Here is a 22,518-nt window from a genome sequence, read left to right as displayed (position 1 = left end):
GGGCGCCTTCATGCAGACCTTCATGGCGCGTTTCGTTCGCCCCAATGGCGAACGCGGCGTGATTTACGTGGTAGCCGCCAGCGCGGCAGTGGCGATGCTCGACGTGATGCGCAAGCAGGGGCCGGTCAACGACCTCGAGGTCGAGCCCCGGCGCCTCGCGGCGCTGCTGGTGCCGCCGCTCGCCGCCCAACAACGGCCCGGTCACGGCACGCAGGGTTGAGGAAACGACGATGGATCTCGCCCTGTCGCCGCCCTGTGCTGTTGCGCACGACTCGCTGCGCGCCCTGCGGCTGGGGGTGCGCAACAGCAAGGTCGCCGATGCCGCGACGCTGGTCAGCCTTCATAACGAAGGATTGGAGCGGCCCGGCGAGATGATCGCCGAGGAAGCCGCCGCGCATTGGATCGTCGCCCACCACCGGGCGGCGCGTCCGCTGTGGCTGGCGATGTCGCGCGGAGTGCCGATCGGCTGGCTGAGCTTTCTCGGCTTTGCCGATCGGCCCGGCTGCGCCACCACGGCCGAGCTCGGCATCCTGGTCCGCGCCAGCTGGCGCCGGCACGGCGTGGCGCGCCAGCTCGTCGAACGAGCCTTCGTCGCGGCGCCCGCGCTGGGCCTGGACCGGCTGATCGCGTGCATCCGCGAGGACAACGGGCCCAGCCTCGCGCTGTTCCGCAGCATGGGTTTTCAATCGTGGGGCCGCCTGCCGGGCGTGATCCGCGCGCCGGACGTGCACTGCGACCTTCACATGCTTGGCCGCGAGATCCCCGCGCCCAAGCTCTGGTACGTCTGAAGCGCTCGGAGGACGCAGCGCATGTCCGACGAGAAAACCGAAGAGCCGACAGAGAAGAAGCTCGACGACGCCAAAAAGAAGGGCCAGGGCCCGAAAAGCCAGGACGTCAATGCCGCGGCCGGCATGATCACCAGCACGGTGCTGCTGTCCGCATGCGGCGGTTTCGCGGCACCGCACCTGCTGAAGCTGTTCGACATCGTCGACAAATACGGCTGGCAGGTCAAAACCAACCATGACATGGTGGCGCTGATCCAGGACATGGCGGTGGAGGGGCTGTGGATGATCTTTCCCTTCCTCGCCGCGTCGGTGATGGTGGGCTTCATCGCGGCCTTCGCGCAGACCGGCGTCGTCATTTCGTTCGAGTCGATAACGCCCAACTTCGACAAGGTCAATCCGGCCTCGGGCATCAAGAAGGTGTTCTCGCTGAAATCGGTCATCGAGTTCATCAAGATGCTGGGCAAGACCATCGCCTTCGGCGCGGTGCTCTACAACATCATCATCGGCCTGTTCCCGCTGCTGGTGGGCGCGAGCATGCAATCGCCGGCGGACATCGTGCAGATCGCGATGACCGCCATCCTCAAGCTCTTCACCGCGGCGTGCATCGTGTTCGTCATCATGGGCCCGGTCGACTGGGCGATCCAGAAATGGATGTTCATCCGCGACCAGAAGATGAGCAAGGACGAGATCAAGCGCGAATACAAAGAGTCCGAAGGCGACCCGCAGATGAAAGGCCAGCGCAAGCAGATCGCGCATGAAATGGCCAATTCGGCGCCGCAGCAGAAGGTGCCCGGCGCCTCGGTGGTGGTGACCAATCCCACGCACTACGCGGTGGCGCTGTACTTCAAGCCCGGCCACACGCCGCTGCCCGTCGTGGTGTGCAAGGGCATGGACGAAGAGGCGGCGGTGATCCGCGCGCTGGCCGAGAAGCACCACATTCCGATGGTCAGCAACCCGCCGCTGGCGCGCGCCTTGTACAAGGTGGCGATCGACGACTCCATCCCGGAGCCGCTGTTCGACGCCGTGGCCGCCGTGCTGCGCTGGGTGGCGATCGTAGGCCAGTTCTCGAATGGGCTGACCGGCGCGATGCCGAGCGCCTCAGCAACGAATTCAAAGGAGTAATGCATGGCCGCAGGCTACAACCCGGGACGCGGTTCGATGTCCAACGACATCATGATGGCCCTTTTGGTGGTGGCCATCGTCGGGCTGATGGTGCTGCCGCTGCCCATGGCGGCGATCGACACGCTGCTGGCGGTGAACATCACCGTCAGCGTGCTGCTGCTGATGACCACGCTGTTCATTCCGAACATCATCGCGCTGTCGTCGTTCCCGACGCTGCTGCTGTTCACGACGCTGTTCCGGCTGTCGCTGAACATCGCATCGACCAAGTCGATCCTGCTGCATGCCGATGCCGGGCACCTGATCGAGGCCTTCGGCCAGCTCGTGGTCGGCGGCAACCTGGTGGTGGGCATCGTGGTGTTCATGATCATCACGGTGGTGCAGTTCATCGTGATCTCCAAGGGCTCGGAGCGGGTGGCCGAGGTCGGCGCGCGCTTCACGCTGGATGCGATGCCGGGCAAGCAGATGTCGATCGACGCCGACCTGCGCGCGGGCATCATCACCGGCGACGAGGCCAAGCGCAAGCGCGCGCATCTGGCGATGGAAAGCCAGATGCACGGCGGCATGGACGGCGCGATGAAGTTCGTCAAGGGCGACACCATCGCGGGCCTCATCATCACAATGATCAACCTGGTGGCCGGCATCATCGTGGGCATCATGTACCACGGCATGACCGCTGGCGAGGCCGCCAACCGATTCGCGGTGCTGTCGGTCGGCGATGCGATGGTCTCGCAGATCTCCTCGCTGTTCATCTGCGTGGGCGCCGGCGTGCTGATCACGCGCGTGCCCGACGAGTCGGAGAAGAAGCCCAAGTCGGTCGGCCAGGAGATCGTCACCCAGCTCACCGGCAATGCGCGCTCGATGCAGCTCGCCGCGGGCATGACCCTCGGCTTCGCCCTGGTGCCGGGTTTCCCGGTCGTCCCGTTCGTGCTGCTGGCGGCGGGCCTGCTGTTCGGCGGCAACGCGCTCGCGAAGAAGCGCCGCAAGGACGAGGCGGTGGTCATCTCCAAGCCGATTGCCGCGATGCAGCGCGAAGGCGCCAAGGGCGAGCCGCCGTCGATCCGGCTGGACCCGCCGAATTTTGCCAAGCCGCTGGCGGTGCGCATGTCCAACGAGATGGCGCTGCTGCTGGAGGCCGACCGGCTGGACGAGGCGATGGAGACCGAGCGCAGGCGCCTGCAGGCGCTGCTGGGCCTGCCCTTTCCCGGCGTGTCGATGTGGGTCGAGCGCGATATGAAGGGCATGCGCTTCGACGTATTGCTCAACGACGTGCCGATCCGCGAAGTCACGGTGCCGGGCCGGCTCTTGCATCTGACCAATCCGCAGTCGCCGCTCGCTGCGAAGGCGCAGCAGCACGGCTGGGTGCTCGGCCAGGAGCAGTCGCTATGGCTGCCGATCGAGACGCCCATTCCCGACGAAGAGCGTGCCAATGTGCTGGACCTGGACCAGGTGATGGCGCGCCAGGTGATGACGCTGCTGAAGCAGTACGCCCACATGTTCATGGGCGTGCAGGAAGTGCAGTGGGTGATCGAGCGTGCCGTGAACGATTACCCCGGCCTGGTGGCGGAGGTGCAGAAGATCCTGCCGCTGCAGCGCATCGCCGAGGTGCTGCGGCGCCTGCTCGAGGAGCAGGTGCCGATCCGCAACGTGCGCACCATCTTCGAGAGCCTGATCGCCTGGGGTCCGAAGGAAAAGGACATGCTGCTGCTAACGGAATATGTACGCGGCGACCTCGGCCGGTACCTGGCATTCGAGGCCAGCGCAGGCCAGAACTTCGTTCACGCCATCCTGCTCGACCCGCACCTGGAGCAGGGCATCCGCCAGTGCATCAAGCCCACTCCGGCCGGCAACTTCCTCGCGATGCCGCCCGAGCAGACGATGGCGATCAGCGAGCACGTGGTGCAGATCGTCAAGGAACAGTCGCCCCACGGCCTGGCGATCGTGTGCTCGATGGACATCCGCCGCTACGTGCGCAAGATGATCGAGCCGCGCATCGAGTGGCTGCACGTGTATTCGTTCCAGGAGCTGGGCAGCCTGGTCGAGCTGCGGCCGGTGGGCCGGGTGAGCCTGTGACCGCCGCCGGACTCACCCTTCTCGGGGGGACTGGCGCGCAGTGCCGCAGGGGGCCACCATGACCGACGACGTCCGCCGGCCGCGCCGGATCATCGAAGGGCCGCCGCTGCCGGCGACCGCGGCATCGCGCGTCGCGGCGCCGCAGTCGCTGCAGGCGGACCGCTTCCAGCGCGTGCTGGCAGGCGTGGTCGCGCGCACCGTCGCCGAGAGCCGGCCCCTCACCTCGTTGCCGCAACCGTCCCCCGCCCCGGCCGCGCCGGCCCCGGCACCGGCCGCGCCGCCGCTTGCCGCGGCGCCGGCCGCGCCCGCCGCGTCGGCGCCGGTCGAGGCCGTCGCCGAGCCGGACGAGGCGCACGAGGGGACCGGCGCCTCGGAGCAGCCGCTGCCTTTGCCGATCCCGCCCTACCCGCTGCCGCGGCAGGACGCGCGCGACGGCGAGAGCAAGGGCGGGGATTTCGGCCCACCGGAGGACTGGGACCTGGACCTGGCCAAGCGCATTGCCGCGCTGTGCCGCAAGGCCGACCCGTCGTTCACCGACTGGCAGGTGACCATTCCGCTCGATCCCGCGGTGCTGCCGGAGACCGAGCTGTTCCTGAAGCTTTCGCCGCACCGGCTGCTGCTGCGCTTTCACACGCAGTCGGCGTACAGCCTGCAGTTGGTGTCACGCCATCGGGAACGCCTGTTTCCGATGCTGGAGAAGGCCATGCCCTACGCGCGCGAGATCGACATCGATCTCATGTGAGGACGCGGGCTGCGCTGGAGCCGCGCAGCGGTCAGGGGACCATGGCCCGCAGCAACGGCTTGTTGGCCAGGAGCAACTGGTTGTCCATCGTCCGGCACTGGTTCGGGCGGGCCCTGGCCACCATGACCCGGCAGAGCGTCCGAAGCTTCAGGGAGCGCTCGTCCGGCGCCTCCACCAGCACACGAATGGCGGCATTCATGGCCTCGTCGTTCACCTCGCGACGATCGATCTTGGCAATCAGCTCCGTCAGAAGCTTGATCGCCTTGTTGCTCGTCTTGTCCTCCTTGACCGAGTTGGCGATCGCCACGCTTGCCACTCTTGCAGCCAGAAACGGCGTGGAAACAGCCAAGATTGGAATCATCACGATCGGGAATTGCCGGGTGTCTGGTCCAAGTTTGTGGACAAGCCTGTCGGCCGCCTGCCGGGCTTCGTGCAGGACCGTATGCCGGTGCGGCGTGTCGCGGACCTGGTGCACCAGCTCGGCGGCCTTCGTGGTGAGACGGTTCAGGACGGCCGGCGGCAGCAGCGGCGTCAGCTCCTTCACCAACGCCCTCGCCATCTCAACGGCCTCGAACTGGTCGTCCTTGCCTGCGCGGATGCGTGACCGCAACTGGGGGATCGTACCGATGAAGTCCTCCAACGCGTTCACTTCGGGCGCCCTCAGCCCGTTCCGAGGCAGCGGCGCGCCGGCGGCCTGCTGAGCTGCCTGCGCCGCCTGGTGCGCCGCCTGCAGGGCCGCCTGCGCTGCCGCAGCGCCGGGTGCCCCTGCGGCACGGGCCATCTGGACCAAACCGGTAAGCGTTCCACTGGTAGCGATCGCCGCTGCGAGGTTGCCGGCCGTACGCGCTTCCAACTTCATTCGTGCGAGCGAGCCGCGGGCGCTGGCAAGCTCCGTCTCCAGCTTCTGCGTCAGAGCCGCGTTCGGCCGCCCGGCTGGCCCGACGCGCAGCATTTCCCATCGGGCACTTGCCGCAGAACGGTGGATGTCCTGCGCCCGGTTCGTGAGCCCGTTCGAGAGATCCTGCAAGTCACGTAGCCTCGCGTCCGCCTGCGCGAGGATGGGATCGACTGCGGCCCCGCCGCCCAACGCGTCCATCCGCTGACCCACCGCGGTCCGCAGGGCCTGGATCGCCGCCGCAAGCTGTTGCGTCGCGGCGTGTGTTGTCGTCGACAAAGGCCGCGCGGCCTGGGACAACTCCGCGGTGAGGCGGGTTGAAGTGAGCAAGCGTGCGTGCCTGGCGTCGGCCAAGCCGGGAATGGGGCGGCCCGACAAGGCCAGCTCGAGCTGGGACAGTGCCATGCGAGCGGGGTAAGCGGCGGGAAAGCCCAGCTTCGTGAACTCGGTGCCGGAGCGCTGGCCGTGTGTCGTGATGTTGTGAATCACCTCCGTCAATGCCCGGCTTTTCGCCGCGGCGTTGACCGCCACGGGCTTGAATTGCGGAATGGCCTTCTCCAGGTTGCGCAGGTTGCCCAGGCCACCGCGGCGCCACAGGCCCGAAGCCTGCTCGCGTTGGCTGGCGGGGCCCGCCATGAGGGCGTCGACGATTAGCGCGCCCACGTCCTGGGTGCAGCTCCTGAATGTTCTGCGGTCGACGTGGGGCCAAGCCTTGCGGCCCGTCCTGCCTGGCCTGGGGGCGGTTGCCAGCATCCTGCTGCGCGCCGGCATTGCCGCCGCCTTGTCCCCCGGGGCGGAGGTTCTGGGCGAGTTTCTTGAGCATGGCCGTCGAACTTTTCGCACGTGTCAGGGCTTCATTCTGTGAACACCGGCCCGCCGCGATTGCCGCGCGTGCGAAGCGGGCACCGGCCACACGAAGTGGCCCCCGTGGTGCGACCTTCGCCGCACCGGCTGTTCCTTCGCTTTCACACGCCGTCGTCGTGCGGCCCGCAGTTACCGTCACGTCATCGAGCATGCCCATGACGACGCCCACCGACTCACCCGCCGACGACCCCGCCGCCGCGATTGCCGGCCGGCTGGAAGCCGTGGACACCGAGACCGCCCGCATCAGCCGGCTGGCCTTCGATGCACGCTTCCAGCGCTGGATGCACGCGCTGCTGCGGACCCGGCTCGCCTTCGGGCAGCGCAGCCTGGCAGCGGCCGACACGACGCTCGAAGTGGAGTCCGCGCAGGGCCTGTTCGAGCTGGTGCTCGACAGCAAGCAATGGCCGGCGCTCGACATGGCCCTGGCGATGGACGACGACGAGTGCGCCTGTGCGGTGGCGAGCGTTCTGCTGAGCGACTGGTGCGGTGCGCTGGCACCGCTGCTGGGCTCGCTGCGCGTGACGCGGCGCGCGCGCATCGCGCCGTCGAAGAGCTCCCTGCCGCCGGTCACCGTCATCGGTTCGCCGCAAGCCGCGGTGGGATTGCAGCGCGTGCAGACGCAGCTGGCCTCGCAGCTTCGCCAGGGCTTGGCGCGGGCGCCGGCCGGTGCGCTGCCGGCCTTGGCGCAGCTGCGGCTGCCGGGTCGGATCGTGCTGATGCAGCGCGTGCTGCCCGCCGAGCTGCTGGCCGGCCTGGGCACCGGCGACACCGTGCTGCTCGACCCTGCCGGCCGCCGCGCGCCGGCCTACCGATTCATTTTTGGAAGAGGCATGACGATGCAAGTCCCGACGCGGCTGGAAAACGGCGACTCGTTCGTGGCGCAGGCCGCGCCGAGTCTCGCAGACGACGCGCAGCAAACGCCCGAGCAGAACACGATCGACGAGCTCCAGGTTCCGGTGTCCTTCGAGATCGACAGCGCTCGCGTGAGCCTGGCGGAACTGGCGAGCATTCGGCCGGGCTACGTGATCGAGCTGGACCGGCCCGTGGTCGCGGCGGTGGTTCGCCTGGTCTGCCACGGCCAGACCGTGGGGCATGGGCAGCTGGTGGCCGTGGGCGACCAGATGGGCGTGCGCATCGTGCGCATGGGACTGCCCGCGGGGCAGGTGGGCGAGGACTGAAGGAAGGCCTCGCCATGAACCCGTTGACCCAGATCGACCCGGTATCGCTGTTCCTCGTGATGGGGGCGATGGCGGTGCTGCCGTTCGCCGCGATGATCGTGTCGTCGTACACCAAGATCGTGATCGTGCTGGGCCTGTTGCGCAACGCGATGGGCGTGCAGCAGACGCCGCCGAACATGGTGCTCAACGGCATCGCGATCATCCTGTCGTGCTACATCATGTCGCCGGTTTTGATGGAGGCCTCGCACGCAATGGGCGCCACCAGCATCCCGGGGCAACCCACGGCGACGCAGCAGATCCTGCGCGCCGCCGACGCCGCCCGCGAACCCTTCCGCAAGTTCCTCGACAAGCACTCCGACGCGCGCGAGAAGGAGTTCTTCCTGCGCAGCGCGACGCAGATCTGGCCGCCCGAGCAGGCCAAGCTGCTGCAGAAGACGGACCTGCTGGTGCTGGCCCCGTCGTTCTTGCTCACCGAGCTGTCCGAGGCCTTCCGCATCGGCTTCCTGCTGTACCTGGCCTTCATCGTCGTCGACCTCGTCATCGCCAACGTGCTGCTGGCAATGGGCCTGTCGCAGGTGACGCCGACCAACGTCGCCATTCCGTTCAAGCTGCTCCTGTTCGTCGTGCTCGACGGCTGGACCAAGCTGGTGCACGGGCTGGTGCTGACCTACCGCTGACGGGGCTTGCGCATGGGCTACGACCACATCCTCCAACTCACCTCGCAGGCGCTGATGCTGTGCCTGGTGCTGGCGCTACCGGCGACGGTCGTGTCGGCCGTCGTGGGCCTGGCCATTTCGTTCTTCCAGGCCGTCACCTCCTTGCAGGATTCCGCCATCTCGCAAGGCATCAAGCTGCTCGCCGTCACCGTGACGGTGTTCGTCACCGCGCCCTGGGCCGGCTCGACGCTGCTGCGCTTTTCCGAATCCGTTCTCGCAGTCCTGTTCACGACGCCATGAATCGAGTCCACGGCTCGGGCACGACCCAGCCCACCGCCCCGCAGCAACAGAAGGCGCCGGCCCAGGCCGAAAGGCCGGTGCAGCACGGCAACCTCGTGGTCCGGCACGGGTCGCCGGCCAACCAGGCGCAGACGCAGCGCCCGATGCCGAACGCGAACAATCGCATCCAGCCGCGGCCGCAGCCGCAGCAGCGGCGCCCGGTGCAGACGGCCGCCGCGGCGCAGCAGTCGGCCGAGCTCGATGGCGCGACCAACGACAACAACAAGGTCGACACCGACGGTGACGACGGCGGCCTGGACCTTGGCAAGGGCAGGATGAAAACCCAGGCCGGCGACGACCAGCAGGACATGGCCGACCAATCGGACGCCGGTGCCGGCCAACGCGAAGCGTCGCTGGAGCGATTGGTGCGCTGGAAGCGCGAGACCTGGGACGGCAAGCCGCGGCCGCCGATGGAAGTGCGGGTCGGCCCGGCGCGAGCGCCGGGCGCCGAGAAGAAGACGGCGATGCAGCTGTCGGCCAGCCGGGCGCCCGGTGCGGCCGCGCTGTTCGGCCCCTCCTTCGCCGCGCCCCGGGACGCCAAGCAACTGCTGCGGGCCTACACCTCGGTGCTGATGTCGGTGGCGCACAACCCGGCGGCGGCGGGGCAGGCACAGACGGCATCATCGACGCTTGCAGCGTCGCGTGCGTGCCTGGAGCGTCTTCCGGCCGACGTGGAGTCGCTGACGGTGGGCGACGTGAAGCTGATGCTGATGGAGGTCAGCGATGAGCTGCAGCACACCCCCGGCCGACCGCCGCGAGACGACTCCGAGCCTGCACAGAATGCGCGGCTGATGTTGCTCTTGAAAGTGCTCAATTGCACGCGACCGCGCACCCCCACGCAGCTCGCGGATGCGACATCGCGGTTGCGGCTCGCGCAAATGACGCGCGGGCTGGGATGAGACAACGAAAGGACGACGCGTGAGCGCAGAACGATTCGCAGACCTCGTCACCGACCTGTGCGGGGCGCTGCAACTGCCCGACCCCGAGCTCGTGCTCGAGCGCGGCTGCCTGGAAGTCGACGGCTTCGAAGTGCTGGTGGCCAACTTCGAAAACGACCCCGGTGCGATGTACCTGAACTTCAACTTCGGCATCGTCACCTCGGGGCGCACGATGCGCATCTTCCAGTTGATGCTCGAGTCCAATCTCACGGTCTACGCGCAGGATCAGGCCCAGATGGCCGTGAATCCCGAGACCGGCGGCGTGCTGCTGATCGTACGCGTGCCGATGTCCGACGACGTCGACGGCGCCTGGCTCGCCGACACCTTCGGTCACTACACCGAGCACGGCCGCTACTGGCGCGACAACATGTCCAGCGCCCACGAGGACATGTTCGTCGGCATCGCGAGCGGGGAGTACGTGTGGATCAAGTCGTGAAGCCCCGTGGCGCCGAGCGGCCGGGCTCGCCGAAGGGCGGCCCGGGGTAGCCATGGTGAGGCCCATCGTTATGAAGGGCGTCGGGCCCGCCGGCGGCCTCGGGCATGCGAAGGTCCAGGACTCGCCCGCGCGCGAGCGGCAGACGCCTTCGCAGCTGAGCAGCACGGGGCTTACCGGGAACGCCTCGAGGACGACCGGCGCGCCCCCGCGCAACGCAATGCCGCCGCAAGGCCGCGTCGCGGACCGGGTGGCCTTCTTCCAAGGCCTCGGCCAAGGCACGCCGGCGGCCGGTTCGGCATCGCCCGAAGGGCCTCGCGGCGGCAGCCACGTCGCGCAGACGGCTGCGAAGATCCAGAGTCTGCTCAGCGGCGCCGCACCCACAGGCGCCGAGACGACCCCGGCCCCGAAGGGCCCAGGGCAGGCCACCGCAAAGCCGGCGCCGGACGCGCGGTACAACGATCCCAAGCCCGCGCTGCCCGAGCGGCGCAGCCTGGACCGCACGCTTGTCGATACGCTCGCCGCCAAGCTCGGCGGCGCGCCGTCGTCCGGCGGTGCGCACCCACTCGAGAACGGCGGCTCCGCGGACACCGCGGGTGCCGCTGACGGCAAATCGTCCGCCCATGACGTCGCCCAGCAGAAGCTCGAGGAGCTCGCGCAGCTGCTGCTCGAACGCGCCGAGCGCGGGGAGACCGGCACCGGCGGCAACATCGACGACGACGATGACGACTACGACGCCTGGTTTCGCGGCGAGCACGACGGCCAGGCGGGTGGCGCGTCGTCCGCCGACGACATCGCCAAGCAGAAGCTTCAGGAGCTCGCGAGCCTGCTGCTCGGCCGAGCGGAGCGCGGGGAGACCGGGACCGGCGGCGAGATCGACGACAGCGGCGACGATGACGACTACGACGCCTGGTTTCGCGGCGAGCACGACGGCCCGCAGGCAGGCGGTTCACACGCGGCCAAGAGCGGCGATTCCTCGGCGCTGGACGACCCGTTCGACGACCGCCACGAGGTCAAGGACGACGGCAAGAGTGCGCACGCCGATCGCGACTCCAAGGCGGACGCGCGGTTCAACGATCCCAAGCCCGAGCTGCGCCAGCCGGACAAGCTGAAGTCCACGCGTATCGCCGACCTCGAAGCCAAGCTCGGCGGCGCGCCATCGTCCGGCGATACGCATGCGCTCGAGAACGCCCCCTCCAACGCGCATGTCAAGCGCGATGCCAAGCCGGACGCGAGCGCCAACGATCCCAAGCCCGCGCTGGGCAAGCCGAACAAGCTGGACTCCCAGCGCATCGCTGCCCTCGAAGCCAAGCTCAGTGGCGCCGACGGTCCCCAGCGCACGCTGCGCAATGTGGGCAAACTGGACCGCAACCGGGTCGCTGAAATGGGGGCCAAGCTCTTTGGCCTGCCGATGGACCCCGGCGGAGGGGAAACCATCAACGCGCCGCCGGAAAAGACCATCACGCTCGAGCCCCCGGCAAAGACCATCACGGTCGAGCCGCTGGGCAAGGACGAACGCACGCCAGCTGGACACATCGATCCGGCCGATGGTGCCGGCGTTCCCCACCAGGACCCGGTTAACCTCGAGAAGCCCGCTTCCGACCCCGGCACTCACAGCCCTTCCGTGAGGCCGGCCCAGCACGCGGCCGGCGCCCAGCTGAGCGAGGCACTGTTGGACCACGCCTCCGGCACGGCTGCGTCGGCCGACGACGCGCTAAGCCGCCTCAAGGACCTCATGAACCAGCAGTCCCTGCAAACGGGCATCGACGCGATGGACAGAGGCCTGATGGGGGGGCAGACGGCAGCGATGGAGGGACTGGCCAAGATGTTCAAGAACCGCGGAGAATCCCTCAAGAACCTCTGCTGAGCGGCCGGCCTGAAAGGTGATGAGGGAGGGCCTTCATGCAGACCTTCATGGCCCGCTTCGTTCGCCCCAATGGCGAACGCGGCGTGATCTACGTGGTAGCCGCCAGCGCGGCAGTGGCGATGCTCGACGTGATGCGCAAGCAGGGCCGGTCAAAAGCCATCGAGGGACTGGCCAAGATGATCAAGAACGGCGGCAAGAACGATCTGACCTCGTGAGCGCCTCACCTGCCCTCGCTTGAGGTTTGCAACAGCGCGAGCATTCGAGCGTACTGAAAGCGCTTGGCCAGCGCGGCGAGCGCCTGCGCGAGGCCTGCATCGTGATGGCGGATCTTGTCGATCGTGCGCTCGATGGCTTCATCGTCCAGTCGCGTCAGCGCCTCGCTCAGGTCGTCTCGCAGCTCGACCGGCAATGCCGCCATGCTGGCCGCATCGGGTGCGTCGGTCACGGCGGCGGCGCGCGCTTCCTCGTAGAGGAATTTCACACCCAGGTGCTTTTGCATCACTTCGAACAGCACCTCGTCACGAAACGGCTTGCGCAGGAACTCGTCACAGCCGACGGCAAGAAGCTGCTCCCGTTCCTCTTCGAAGCTGCTCGCCGTCAGCGCGATGATGACGGTGGCCTTTCCTTGCGGCGTGGCTTTTATCCTCTGCGTGGCCTCGCGGCCGTCCATGACCGGCATGCGCATGTCCATGCAGATCAGCTGCGGTTGCCACGCCTCCCAGACCTCGATCGCTTCCTTGCCGTTGCCTGCTTCGCGCACTTCGAAGCCGAGCGGCGACAGCAGCCTGTTGAGCAGCTGGCGACTCTCCTGGCGATCGTCGACCACCAGCACCCGATAAGCCGGTTGTCCCGGCGCCAGCGCCACCACGCGGCGACTCGACGCGTGCCTGGCGCTGCTGACCTCCTCAGCAGCCGCGATGCCCACGGGAATGTCGAACCGGAACGTGGTTCCGCGCCCGACCTCGCTCGTTACCTGGAGCTCGCCGCCCATCAAGTGCACGAAGTTGCGACTGATCGCCAGGCCCAGGCCCGTTCCTTCCTTGGCCTGCCGGCCGGCCTGCGCTTGCAAGAAGGCCTGGCCCAGTTGGCGCAACTCGTCCTCGGCAATGCCCGGGCCGGTGTCGCTGACCGACACCATCAGGGTACAACTGGATGCGCCCTTCACACCCGGCAGCCTGATCACCCGGCTTGCGCCGATCTGGAGCGTGACGCCACCCGCCTTCGTGAACTTGAATGCATTGGACAAGAGATTGATCAACACCTGCCGCAGCTTCACCGCATCGGTCCGCGCATATTGCGGCGTCTCGGGATTGATGTCGACGATCAGCTGCAAGCCCTTTTCCTTCGCGATCAGCGTGAACGTGTCCTCCAATTCGTCCAGCAGCTCGTACAAGTCGAAGCTGGTTTCACTGAGCGTCGTGCGGCCGGCTTCGATCTTCGCGAGATCGAGCACCTGATTGATCAGCGAATACAGGTGTTCGCCGCTCTTCATGATGATGCCCAAGTCTTCCCCGACGTCCGCGGGCAGTCCGGGTTTGTTCACCAGCAAGCGTGAGAATCCCAGGATGGCGTTCAATGGCGAGCGCAGCTCGTGACTCATGTTGGCCAGGAACATGCTCTTGGCAGTGTTCGCCGCGGCGGATGCTTCAGCCAGCTCCTTGTGGTGCGACGCCTCGACCTTCGCGACCGCGGCACGGCGGCGCAAATACAGCGCCAGGCTGCCCAGAAGCAATATCGCGAGAGCCAGCGCCAGGACCAGCGTCAGCCGGCGCGCCTCCGATTCCTTCTGCTGCGCCTCCGCTTCCTTTTGCCGGGCACGTAGCAGCTCGTTCTCGGATTCCTTCAATTGCACCTGGAAACGCACCTTGAGCTCGTCGGCCAGCTTGGTGTTGGCCTGCTCGCCATGGCGGCGCTCCCTTTCCCGCAGCACTTTCATCGCGCGATAGGCTTCGTCGTATTCGCCGAGCTGGGCGTAAACTTCAGCGGCCCGGGGATAGTAGAAGACTTCAGTCACCAGGTTTTCTTCGGCCTGGCTGAAATGAGCCTTGAGCCGTGACAGGGCCTCCAGTGCTTCGCTCCTGCGTCCCATGCGCGCCAGGACCTCGGCACGGCCCAGCACGGTGGCAACGAAATATCGATCGGGCGGGGAGATCTTCTCGAAGAATCTGAGCGCCTGGTCAAAGTATCCGAGCGCTTCTTCCGGGCGTTGCGCGTCTTTCGCCAGCGTTCCCAAATTGAATTGGCTGACGGCCACCCGTGCGGGGACGCCCATTTCCAGGGCGATGGCCAACGACTTTTCCAGCAGCGGCCGGGCATTGCGCAGGTCCTGGCGGCGGTGATACGTCAGGCCAAGAGCCCTGCTCGTTTCCAATGCAAATGACCGATAGACGCTGGCATCGATCAGCGCGAGCGACCGCTGATAGTAGTCGGCAGCCGTCGCTTGATCTTCCTGGTTCGCATCGGGCCCGCCGTACGCGTGGCCGATCTGTGCAAGCGTCGTCGCTATTCCGAACGTATCCCGTTGCGCTTCGAACAGCGCATGGGCCTTGGAAAGCAAGCCCATGTGTTCCGCGCTGCGGCCGACCTTGTAAGAGCCATAAGACTTGTTGATGTACCGCCACGCCAGGCAGGAATCGAGATGGTGCTCTTTCGCCATCGATTCCACTTCTTCGAAAACCTTGTTCATCCGGTTCTCGTCACGCTCCAGGAACCACCACCGCCAGGCTTGCCGCTCCATGTACCAGCACAGTCCGTTCAGGTCACCGAGCTCTTTCGCCAGCGCGGCACCTTGATTCACCTCATCCCAGGTTTCGGGTGTTCCAATGTACTGGTGAGCCTGGGTGATGAGGCGCATCGCATGGAGCTGCTTTGCCTTGTCCCCGCTCTGCTGCGCGCGGCGGAGCGCTTCTTCGCCATCACGCAGCGCCTGGGCCGGGCTGTAGTCGACGGCCTTCAGTATTTCACGCAAGGCCTCGTCGGCGACGGCGGCCCGCGCCGTAACGAGCAGGAGAACGGCCAACAGAAGGCGAGTCAGTAATGCCATCGCGAGAGCATTCCCCCCGTGCCTTGCGAATGTCAATCGGTGAAAGTTGAGATGCGCAAAAACCCAGCGCGGAGTTTCCCCGCTTGCGACGCCTGCCTGGGCGGTCCAGAGTGAGCCCCCGCTGGTTGCAGGAGGCGAGCATGACCGGATCTCGTCGGACCGCCGTCGCGATGGCCACGGGCCTGGTGTCGGGCATGCTGGCGGCGTCGATGCCCGCTACAGCGGCCGAGGAGCCGCAGAGGGTCGAGATCACCGGCTCGTCGATCCGGCGCACCGATCAGGATTCGGCTTCGCCGCTCGAGGTCGTCACGCGCGAGCAGATCCGGCGTTCGGGCGCCACCTCGATCAACGAGCTCATGAAGAGCCTGCCGGCCTTCGACCGGTTCGACCAGGGCGAGATCACCTCCAACGTGGCGGCCGCGAACGGAACGGCCTTCCTGGCGATGCGCGGGACCAATACGTCGGACGTCCTGGTCCTTTTGAACGGGCGCCGTGTGCCGGTCAATCCGCTGGCAGACACCGGCGGCGGCGCCACGGCCTTCGACATCAACCAGATCCCCGTCAGCGCCATCGACCGTATCGAAATCCTGAAGGACGGCGGCTCGGCCATCTATGGCGCCGATGCCACGGCGGGCGTCGTCAACTTCATCCTGCGCAAGGACTACGTGGGTGTCGACCTGCGGGTCACCATCGGCGAGTCGAGCCGCGGCGACGCGGCCGAGCGGCAGGCCAGCATCACGGCCGGCTTCGGCAGGCTCGCTGAGGACGGCTTCAACCTGATGGTGGCGCTGGACGCCTTCACCCGCGACCCGTTGCTGCGCACCCAGCGCGACATTTCCCGGTCGGCCGACTTTCGCCGCTTCGGCCCGATCCCGGGCTTCAACCTGGACAACCGGCTCACCAGCGTGCTCGAGGGCAACTTCCTCAATGCCGCGGGCAATGCCTTCAGCGGCCAGCAGGTGCGGCCCTGCCCGCCCGAGCGCCTGTCGGGCGGGCTGTGCCGCTACGACTTCAATGCCAACTTCATCACCGCCTACAACGACGCCGACCGGCTCGGCGGCCTCCTGGCGGGCACGCTGCGCGTGAGCGACGGCGTGACCGCGCACGTCAGGCTGATCGGGGCGCACAACGAGAACCACTTCGACCTGCATCCGCTACCCGACCTGTTCCCGCACCCGAGCGGCCTGCGCTATACGGGGCGCTTCATGCAGGGCGGACCGAGAGCGAGCGACCGCACGAACGACTTCGTGGACGTCGAGGTCGGTTTGCAGGGCAGCCGCGGCAGCCTCGACTGGGACGTGGGCCTGAGTCATGGCAAGGCACGCGTCGTAGTGCGCGAGCGCAACGTGTTCGACCGCGCGAGCCTGGACGCCGCCGTGCGGTCCGGCGCCATCGATCCCACGGTCCTGACGAACGACCCCGCGCTGATCGAGAGCTTGAAGTTGTCACCCGTGCGCAACGCCACGACGGTGCTGGATATGGTCGACGGCAAGATCGCGGCGGACGCATTCGCGCTGGGCGGCGGGACGAGCCGGTATGCCGTGGGGTTCAACGTCTGGCGCGAGACCATGAGCGATCGACCCGACCCGCTGTATGTGAAGGGCCTGATCGCCGGCAGCGGCAGCCTTTCCGCCGTGGAAGGGGAACGCGATGCGAAAGCGCTCTTCGCCGAGCTGCAGCTGCCGGTGACGAAGACCCTGGAAGGGCAGTTGGCCGCTCGCTACGACAAATACGACACCGTCAGTGCCGTCAGCTCGAAGGCCGCGGCGACATGGCAGTTGTTGCCGGCGCTCACGATGCGCGCCTCGTACACCGAGTCGTTCAGGACGCCCACGCTGAAACAGCTCTTCGCCAGCAGCACCGAGAGCACGGGGATCTTGTCGGAGACGCAATGCCGCGCGGCAGGTCTGGGGTCCGGCTGCGCCGGCTTCCCGGCCTCCTTCGTGCTGGGAGCGAATCCGCAACTCGACCCCGAGAAGGGCAAGACGATCAACGCCGGACTCGTCGGCGTGGCTGGCGATGCCACGGCGAGCGTGGACTTCTGGCAGATCCACAAGCACGACGCCATCGGGCTGCCGAGCATCGAACAAGCGATCGAGAGAGGTCTCTTCGAGCGCCTCCCCAGTGGGCGGCTGCGCATTTTCACGAACCTGCAGAACATCGGCGAGCAGAAGGTCAGAGGCGCCGACCTGGATTCCCAGCTGCGGCTTCGCGGCACCCCGGCCGGCACGGTGCTGCTGCGTGCTGCCGCGACCTACTACGCGAAGAACACCACGCGTGCCACACCGGGCTCGCCTTGGATCGAATACGCCGGCATGTACATCAACCCGCGTTGGCGCGCCACCCTGTCGGCCAGCTTCGAGACGGGCCCCTGGACCGTGCAAAGCCAGCTCCGTTCGGTGGCCGGATTCTGGGACGCGCAGACCCGGCAGAGCCTCGCCGCGCTGCCGCCGGAAGGGCGCCGCCGGGTCGGCGCGCACGATGAATGGGACTTGACGGCCTCGTACAGCGGCTTCGGCAAGCTGACGCTCTCGGCGGCCGTCAAGAACCTGTTCGACCGGATGCCGCCGTTCAGCGCGACCAATGCCACCAACTTCGCTTTCTCGAACCAGGGCTTTGCGGAGCTCTATACGAGCCGTGGCAGGTTCTTCCAGCTCTCGGCGGGATATCGGTTGTAACGTCCGCCGCAGCCGTTCAGCGCCACCAGGGGCGCGCGTGCAGCGGGCGAAACGGCGAAGAACCGCCCCCCGGCTTCAGATCCTCAAATTGTTTCTCGTTCCGGCCCGGCCCCCGCAAGCCGCGCACGCGGGCGCCGAAATCTGCGACATGCGCGTCCGCCCCCTTTCCAGCGTCCATCAGCGCATCGCGATCGGCGCGCCACTTCCCTTCAACGTGCGCAATGCAAACCGCGAGCTGCTGCTCGCGCGGGGCCAGCTCGTGCGGTCGGAGGAGCAGATGCTCGCGCTGCTCGAGCGCGGCGCGCTGGTCGACCTGGACGATCCGCCGCAGCAGGCGGACGATCCGGCGAGCTGCCGGCGCGAGGCGCTGGTCGGCCTGTGGGACAGGACCTTCACGAATCTCGGGCGCGTTCTCGAGAGCTCGGTCCACGTCGATTTCCTTCCAGCGCTGCAAGCGGCGTCGGCTTCGCTGTGGGCACTGATCGATCGCGATCCGGACCTGGCCATCTTCCGCATCGTGCGGCAGGGACGGGTCGATCCCGCACAGTATGGCGCCTCGCACAGCGTGCACTGCGCCATCGCCACGCGGCTGGCGGCCGAACGGCTGGGGTGGGACCGCAGCGCGGTCGCCAGTGCGTTCCGCGCCGCGCTGACGATGAACCTCTCCGTGCTGGACTTGCAGGGGCGGCTGGCAGCGCAGGCCGCGGGGCTCACGCCGACACAGCGCGAGTCCATCGACAGCCATCCGCATCGAAGCGCCCGGATGCTCCGGAGCGCCGGCGTCACGGACAAAGTCTGGCTCGAAGCCGTGGCGCAGCATCACGAGGTACCGGGTGGCCGCGGCTATCCGGCCATGCTGCAGCAGGTCGGCGCGGCGGGCACGCTGGTCCGTTATGCGGACGTGTTCACGGCCCGCCTCAGCACGCGCGTGACGCGCAGCGCCTTGCGGCCGCACCAGATGGCGCGTGCGCTCTATGTCGAGGAGCGGGGGCATCCCATGGTGGCCGCGCTGGTCAAGGAATTCGGGATCTTTCCGCCCGGCTGCTGTGTGCGGCTCGCCAGCGGAGAGGCCGGCTTGGTAGTCAAGCGCGGTCCGGCGAGCAACACCCCCATCGTTGCCACGGTGGTGAATCGGCGCGGCGAGCCGCTGCTCGCCCCCGTGCGGCGGGCCACTGACGCCGCCGGGAACGCCATCACCGGCGTGATTCCGGAATCAAGCCTGCGCGTACGCGTGTCCCGGAAGCAACTCGTCCAGATCTGTGGTGCCGGCTAAGGCCCGGCCGGCCAGGCCCCGGTTTGCTGGAGCGGAATCACGGCCCGGCAGGTTCTTCCAGCTCTCGGCGGGGTACCGGTTGGAAGCGCAACTTCGCTTTTCCACCAGGCTTTTCGCAAGGGCGGCGGCAGGAGCCCAGGACCCCCGTATCTTCGAGCTCCATTGCGAATGGGCTGGGCGATGTCGGAACTCGCCGAGTTGACCGCTCGTAGAGGAGCCACCAAATGATGCAGTACCTGTCCTCCTGGCTCACTGCGAGCCCCACTCGCCCGACCGAGCGAGCCGAAAGCGTGCCCGCAACGCCCTCGCCGAGTTCCGTTCCGGAACAGCCGATTAACGCTCGCCGGACGTCATCGGATGGAAGCCGCCTGCGCGCCTCCGCCCCGAAGCTGCCGAACCAGTTCCTGGCTCATCAGACAGCGGACGGGACGAACCAGGTCTACTCTTTTCAGTCTCCGGACGGGATGCGGCTCGACGTCAACGCCGCGCGCGCAATACTGGAGCGCACCCGCGGCCCGCAATGCCCGGAGGGAAACAAGCAAACTCGCTCGATGAATCCCGAGGCGCTCGAGTGGGCCGTTCCCCCTGGCCCGGATACCCCCTTTGCGCGGGATCTGAAGGCCGCTCAAGCCGCCACCAAGCCGGACGGCACGGCGACCCCGACTGCGCCGGATCCCGAACTGGTCAAGCACGCCGACAACTTCGCAAAGAAGGACGCCACGATTGGCGATCGGATGAAGGCCTGGAAGGCACTCTGCCAAGCGGCGGATGCCGATCCTGCCAGCCTGCCGCAGCCGTTCGGCGCGCTGGTGGCCGAAGGCATCAAAGCCATGGCGGGAACGGGCCAAGCCGGAGCTTTTCAGAAATCGCTGGAAAGATCCCTTCTTGGCAAACCAGCCCTGGAGTCGCTCGTGGCGAATGCACATGAGGTCATCAAGGGAGCGGCCGGCGACACGAATCTGGGCAAGGCGCTTTCACGCAGGCTTCGCCAGGAAATCGTGGGGCCCAACAGCGACTCCCTCATGCGGCGCGAGCTGCTCACGCATGCTGCTGAAGCCTACGTCGCACTGCAACGGGACAACCCCCAGCTCGCTGCCTCCTGGAACGGCACCGTGACCACGGCTCTCCACCGGAGCTTGCGCTACGACGGCGCGACGGTGGACATGCTTGTCGACGACAAGCGCTCGAAAGCGTTTCTGGAGGCCGTGAAGACGCAAATTCCTTCGCAATGACGCTGGCGCCCGCCGGCGAACGGCCGGCGACTGCGACCTGGGGCCGATGCAGCCGCTGAGCGACCAACGCGTGGAGCGACTGAACGGCAAGATGGAAAAGGCCGGCAACAAGCTCGTCACCGGCACATCGAAGGCACCCACGTCGGCCCTGCCGGCCGATCCGCTGGTCAGCGACGCGGCCTGCGCCGCCGCCATCGATGCCTGCTTCGCCCTGGCAGCGCCGCACACGCCCTCGCTCGGTCAGCAATTGCTGGCGGAATTCAATGGGATCGCGCAGCGGCCCGACCAGGCGCGTCAGGCGGCCTGGCACGTCGCGCTCGGGCTGCGCGCCGGCGTGGGCACCGACCTGCAGCGCGCCCACGTGGCCTGGGAAGCGATCAAGGCCGACGCTGTCACGGGCCCCTTGCACCGGCAGCGCGATGCCAACAATGCCTTGCGCGCGCTGGCATCGTGCGACCTGTCGTACGACATGCTGTGGGCGATGAAGGACCACCGTGGCCACGCGGCCGCCCAGAATGGATGCTACGAGGAATACAAGTTCGCGCTGCAAGCCACCGACCAGCTGATGAAGATGGGCGTCGGGCCGCCGGCCGACAGCGCGCTCGGCATTGCCGACTTCACGGCCTATGCCGGGCAGCGGCGGGTGCAGCGAGCACCGAGGCTGGGCTCCACCGAAGCGGCCGACGTGCTGGCCTGCCGCACCTTGCTGAGCGCCTGCGCCGACCTCGACGGGTCCCCCCGCTCGGCGCCCAGGGCATCGCCGGGCACATGGCCTGGCGCAACGGCTTCCGCGAAAGCGGACCCGGCACCGACTTCAATGCTGCCGTGAACCGCATGCACAAGGGCACCGAGTGGATGCAGCGCGCCGTCGAGGGCGGCACCGGATTCTGGGCGCGAACGAGCCAATGGCTGACCGGAATCGTTCAAAGCGTTCCGGCCAAGAACCTGTCGCCCTTCGAGGGCGCACGCCTGGGCACCATGGGCGCCGAGCTGAAGGAGCTGCACAGGGAGCAAGCCGCCTTCGGAAAGGAGCTCAAGAACGCACTGGAGGTCCTGGGCGCGGCCTTGCGCAGCGAGACCGAGCAACGGCCCACGAGTACGGATGGGCCGGCGGCCGCGCAGCATGAACTGCGCGTGCGGCTCGCGATCGTCGAAGCGTGGGCCGCCGAAGAATCGCCGCGCAAGAGCTTCAAGCTCGACCGCGCTGCTCAACGCCAGATTCGCGCGCAACTGGCCCAAGCCGGTCACCAGGTGCCGGAATCGGTCTACACAAAGGCCTTCTCCTCCAAGCTCAGCCTCACCACGTTGGAGGACTGGGCCACCAAGAGCATGGGCAAGAAAGAAAAGGAGAACGATCCGCTGCAACTCGGAGCCGGGTTCCTGGATACGTTCCGCGACCACATCGAACACGCGCGCGCCCACGCCCGCGGCACTTCTGCACACCTGAAGTCCGACGGCGGCTACGACGAGCTGCGCGACATCTGCCACCTGGCGCTGCAGACCGAGGGCGTGCAGTTCAGCCATGAACGGCAGCGCGGCATGCAGGGCGGCCTGATGTTCAACCTGGCAACGCCCCTGGCGGAGGTGGGCGTCAACGTCGGTCCGGTGAGCCGCTATACCAAGGGTCGCCGCGCCACGGTGCGCATCGGCACCACCACGATCGGCAGCGACATCTTCCTGGGCACCGAGAAGCGCAGCGCCAAGATGTTCGGCGTGGCGGCCACGGCCGGTATCGAGATGGCGCAGGCGGCGAAGTCCGTGCTGGCGGCAGGGGCCGCCGCCGTTCTCCGGCACACGCGCGACAACAGCGAGGGCAGCGGCGTGTCGATCCGCGTCTCGAAGACCGTGAAAGACGGCCGCGACGTGGCCGAGCGGGTCATCGACTTCCTGAGTCTTCAATCACGACCGCAAACCCGCACCCCGTCGGGCGCCGAGTTCTGGGAACGCTTCTCCGCCGCCTTCATCAACGAGGAGGTGGCCGTCATCGCGGTCGGCACGCACAACCAGAAGCGCCGCACCGGCGGCGGCGTCGGCGCCGGCGCTCGCGTCGCGGTCAAGCCCACGACCTTCGGCCCCTTCCTGAGCGCCGGGGTCGATTGGGCCCGCTCGCTCACCCAGCGGCGCGAGAAGGGCCACACCACGTCGGAGACGTCTTCTCGCGATTCGCGCACCACGCTGTCGGCCCGCGGCACGCTCGCCGGCACGGCGGTCGCCCAACTCGACCTGCAGGGGGAGACCGCCTTGAAGTCGGTGCGGATGCCGGCGGTGTTGACCGGCGCCAGCGCGAACATGGACATCGACCTCAGTGGTTCACAGGGCCAAGTCCGGCTGACCATCGAGAATGGCCGCGTACAAGCGAAGTTATCGCTGGCGCAACGCATCTAGACGGCCCGCGCGGAGGCC

The 22,518-nt window shown here is 67.5% G+C and carries 19 protein-coding genes; 17 read left to right on the top strand and 2 right to left on the bottom strand.

Going from position 1 to position 22,518, the window contains the following annotated elements; all coding sequences use genetic code 11:
• The first annotated feature begins 10 nt into the window (after nt 1–10).
• Genes HLB44_RS15975 through HLB44_RS15955 form a run of 5 tightly spaced genes read left to right on the top strand, consistent with a single transcriptional unit; the run spans nt 11 to nt 4,719 of the window.
• The gene (locus HLB44_RS15975) at nt 11–220 is read left to right on the top strand and encodes a hypothetical protein (protein WP_173124188.1); all 210 of its coding nucleotides are present in this window, start codon (nt 11–13) and stop codon (nt 218–220) included.
• 10 nt (nt 221–230) lie between these two features.
• Nucleotides 231–788, top strand: coding sequence for a GNAT family N-acetyltransferase (locus tag HLB44_RS15970; protein WP_173124186.1), 558 nt, complete (start codon nt 231–233; stop codon nt 786–788).
• Nucleotides 789–809: 21 nt separating this feature from the next.
• The gene (gene sctU, locus HLB44_RS15965) at nt 810–1,907 is read left to right on the top strand and encodes a type III secretion system export apparatus subunit SctU (protein ID WP_173124184.1); all 1,098 of its coding nucleotides are present in this window, start codon (nt 810–812) and stop codon (nt 1,905–1,907) included.
• Nucleotides 1,908–1,910: 3 nt separating this feature from the next.
• A complete protein-coding gene (gene sctV, locus HLB44_RS15960; protein WP_173124182.1) occupies nt 1,911–3,977 on the top strand; it encodes a type III secretion system export apparatus subunit SctV in 2,067 nt (688 codons plus the stop codon).
• Between the two features lie 58 nt (nt 3,978–4,035).
• Nucleotides 4,036–4,719, top strand: coding sequence for a type III secretion HpaP family protein (locus HLB44_RS15955; RefSeq protein WP_173124180.1), 684 nt, complete (start codon nt 4,036–4,038; stop codon nt 4,717–4,719).
• Nucleotides 4,720–4,750: 31 nt separating this feature from the next.
• On the opposite strand, the gene HLB44_RS15950 is transcribed toward HLB44_RS15955, so the two are convergent.
• On the bottom strand, nt 4,751–6,250 hold the full coding sequence (locus HLB44_RS15950) for a hypothetical protein (RefSeq protein WP_173124178.1): 1,500 nt from the start codon (nt 6,248–6,250) through the stop codon (nt 4,751–4,753).
• 383 nt (nt 6,251–6,633) lie between these two features.
• Here HLB44_RS15950 and sctQ point away from each other — a divergent pair, with 383 nt between their 5' ends.
• The 7 genes from sctQ (at nt 6,634) to HLB44_RS15915 (ending at nt 12,104) form a co-directional block, all read left to right on the top strand.
• Nucleotides 6,634–7,656, top strand: a complete 1,023-nt coding sequence (gene sctQ / locus HLB44_RS15945) for a type III secretion system cytoplasmic ring protein SctQ (RefSeq protein ID WP_173124176.1) — start codon at nt 6,634–6,636, stop codon at nt 7,654–7,656.
• A gap of 14 nt (nt 7,657–7,670) precedes the next feature.
• Nucleotides 7,671–8,333 carry a type III secretion system export apparatus subunit SctR gene (gene sctR, locus HLB44_RS15940; RefSeq protein ID WP_173124174.1) on the top strand — a complete coding sequence of 221 codons (663 nt, stop codon included), beginning with the start codon at nt 7,671–7,673 and terminating at the stop codon, nt 8,331–8,333.
• Between the two features lie 12 nt (nt 8,334–8,345).
• Nucleotides 8,346–8,612: a type III secretion system export apparatus subunit SctS gene (gene sctS / locus HLB44_RS15935; protein WP_173124172.1), complete on the top strand. Its 267-nt coding sequence runs from the start codon at nt 8,346–8,348 to the stop codon at nt 8,610–8,612.
• A 200-nt stretch (nt 8,613–8,812) separates the two neighbouring features.
• A complete protein-coding gene (locus HLB44_RS15930; protein WP_173124170.1) occupies nt 8,813–9,550 on the top strand; it encodes a hypothetical protein in 738 nt (245 codons plus the stop codon).
• Between the two features lie 19 nt (nt 9,551–9,569).
• Nucleotides 9,570–10,025, top strand: coding sequence for a type III secretion system chaperone family protein (locus HLB44_RS15925; protein ID WP_173124168.1), 456 nt, complete (start codon nt 9,570–9,572; stop codon nt 10,023–10,025).
• Between the two features lie 70 nt (nt 10,026–10,095).
• Entirely contained in the window at nt 10,096–11,889 is a 1,794-nt protein-coding gene (locus HLB44_RS15920) for a hypothetical protein (protein ID WP_173124166.1), read from the top strand.
• 35 nt (nt 11,890–11,924) lie between these two features.
• The gene (locus tag HLB44_RS15915; RefSeq protein WP_173124164.1) at nt 11,925–12,104 is read left to right on the top strand and encodes a hypothetical protein; all 180 of its coding nucleotides are present in this window, start codon (nt 11,925–11,927) and stop codon (nt 12,102–12,104) included.
• A 5-nt stretch (nt 12,105–12,109) separates the two neighbouring features.
• Here HLB44_RS15915 and HLB44_RS15910 read toward each other — a convergent pair whose 3' ends face one another.
• Nucleotides 12,110–14,932, bottom strand: coding sequence for a hybrid sensor histidine kinase/response regulator (locus HLB44_RS15910; RefSeq protein WP_173124162.1), 2,823 nt, complete (start codon nt 14,930–14,932; stop codon nt 12,110–12,112).
• A 140-nt stretch (nt 14,933–15,072) separates the two neighbouring features.
• On the opposite strand from HLB44_RS15910, the gene HLB44_RS15905 reads away from it, so the two are divergent.
• From HLB44_RS15905 to HLB44_RS15885, 5 genes are all read left to right on the top strand, one after another.
• Complete coding sequence (locus tag HLB44_RS15905) at nt 15,073–17,610, top strand: TonB-dependent receptor plug domain-containing protein (protein WP_173124160.1); 2,538 nt, start codon at nt 15,073–15,075, stop codon at nt 17,608–17,610.
• A gap of 148 nt (nt 17,611–17,758) precedes the next feature.
• Complete coding sequence (locus HLB44_RS15900; RefSeq protein ID WP_173124158.1) at nt 17,759–18,883, top strand: HD-GYP domain-containing protein; 1,125 nt, start codon at nt 17,759–17,761, stop codon at nt 18,881–18,883.
• 224 nt (nt 18,884–19,107) lie between these two features.
• On the top strand, nt 19,108–20,115 hold the full coding sequence (locus tag HLB44_RS15895; protein WP_173124156.1) for a hypothetical protein: 1,008 nt from the start codon (nt 19,108–19,110) through the stop codon (nt 20,113–20,115).
• A 70-nt stretch (nt 20,116–20,185) separates the two neighbouring features.
• Entirely contained in the window at nt 20,186–20,944 is a 759-nt protein-coding gene (locus HLB44_RS15890; RefSeq protein WP_173124153.1) for a hypothetical protein, read from the top strand.
• Nucleotides 20,884–22,500 (top strand): hypothetical protein, encoded by a 1,617-nt coding sequence (locus tag HLB44_RS15885; RefSeq protein ID WP_173124151.1) that lies wholly within the window; start codon nt 20,884–20,886, stop codon nt 22,498–22,500. Before HLB44_RS15890 ends, HLB44_RS15885 begins: the two co-directional genes overlap by 61 nt.
• Nucleotides 22,501–22,518 lie beyond the last annotated feature (18 nt).

The sequence above is a fragment of the Pseudaquabacterium terrae genome (assembly GCF_013266755.1).
GTDB classification, from domain to species: domain Bacteria; phylum Pseudomonadota; class Gammaproteobacteria; order Burkholderiales; family Burkholderiaceae_C; genus Pseudaquabacterium; species Pseudaquabacterium terrae.
The sequence above is the reverse complement of the archived record's forward strand: the minus strand, read 5'-3'. Positions and strand labels throughout refer to the sequence as shown.

What these genes read in the sequence shown, in the direction of transcription:
- HLB44_RS15885 (WP_173124151.1), top strand. Translation starts at nt 20,884, where the DNA reads ATGGCCTGGCGCAACGGCTTCCGCGAAAGCGGACCCGGCACCGACTTC.
- sctS (WP_173124172.1), top strand. Translation starts at nt 8,346, where the DNA reads ATGGGCTACGACCACATCCTCCAACTCACCTCGCAGGCGCTGATGCTG.
- HLB44_RS15975 (WP_173124188.1), top strand. Translation starts at nt 11, where the DNA reads ATGCAGACCTTCATGGCGCGTTTCGTTCGCCCCAATGGCGAACGCGGC.
- sctV (WP_173124182.1), top strand. Translation starts at nt 1,911, where the DNA reads ATGGCCGCAGGCTACAACCCGGGACGCGGTTCGATGTCCAACGACATC.
- sctQ (WP_173124176.1), top strand. Translation starts at nt 6,634, where the DNA reads ATGACGACGCCCACCGACTCACCCGCCGACGACCCCGCCGCCGCGATT.
- HLB44_RS15910 (WP_173124162.1), bottom strand. Translation starts at nt 14,932, where the DNA reads ATGGCATTACTGACTCGCCTTCTGTTGGCCGTTCTCCTGCTCGTTACG.
- HLB44_RS15915 (WP_173124164.1), top strand. Translation starts at nt 11,925, where the DNA reads ATGCAGACCTTCATGGCCCGCTTCGTTCGCCCCAATGGCGAACGCGGC.
- HLB44_RS15920 (WP_173124166.1), top strand. Translation starts at nt 10,096, where the DNA reads ATGAAGGGCGTCGGGCCCGCCGGCGGCCTCGGGCATGCGAAGGTCCAG.
- sctU (WP_173124184.1), top strand. Translation starts at nt 810, where the DNA reads ATGTCCGACGAGAAAACCGAAGAGCCGACAGAGAAGAAGCTCGACGAC.
- sctR (WP_173124174.1), top strand. Translation starts at nt 7,671, where the DNA reads ATGAACCCGTTGACCCAGATCGACCCGGTATCGCTGTTCCTCGTGATG.
- HLB44_RS15905 (WP_173124160.1), top strand. Translation starts at nt 15,073, where the DNA reads ATGACCGGATCTCGTCGGACCGCCGTCGCGATGGCCACGGGCCTGGTG.
- HLB44_RS15955 (WP_173124180.1), top strand. Translation starts at nt 4,036, where the DNA reads ATGACCGACGACGTCCGCCGGCCGCGCCGGATCATCGAAGGGCCGCCG.
- HLB44_RS15970 (WP_173124186.1), top strand. Translation starts at nt 231, where the DNA reads ATGGATCTCGCCCTGTCGCCGCCCTGTGCTGTTGCGCACGACTCGCTG.
- HLB44_RS15900 (WP_173124158.1), top strand. Translation starts at nt 17,759, where the DNA reads ATGCGCGTCCGCCCCCTTTCCAGCGTCCATCAGCGCATCGCGATCGGC.
- HLB44_RS15950 (WP_173124178.1), bottom strand. Translation starts at nt 6,250, where the DNA reads ATGGCGGGCCCCGCCAGCCAACGCGAGCAGGCTTCGGGCCTGTGGCGC.
- HLB44_RS15895 (WP_173124156.1), top strand. Translation starts at nt 19,108, where the DNA reads ATGATGCAGTACCTGTCCTCCTGGCTCACTGCGAGCCCCACTCGCCCG.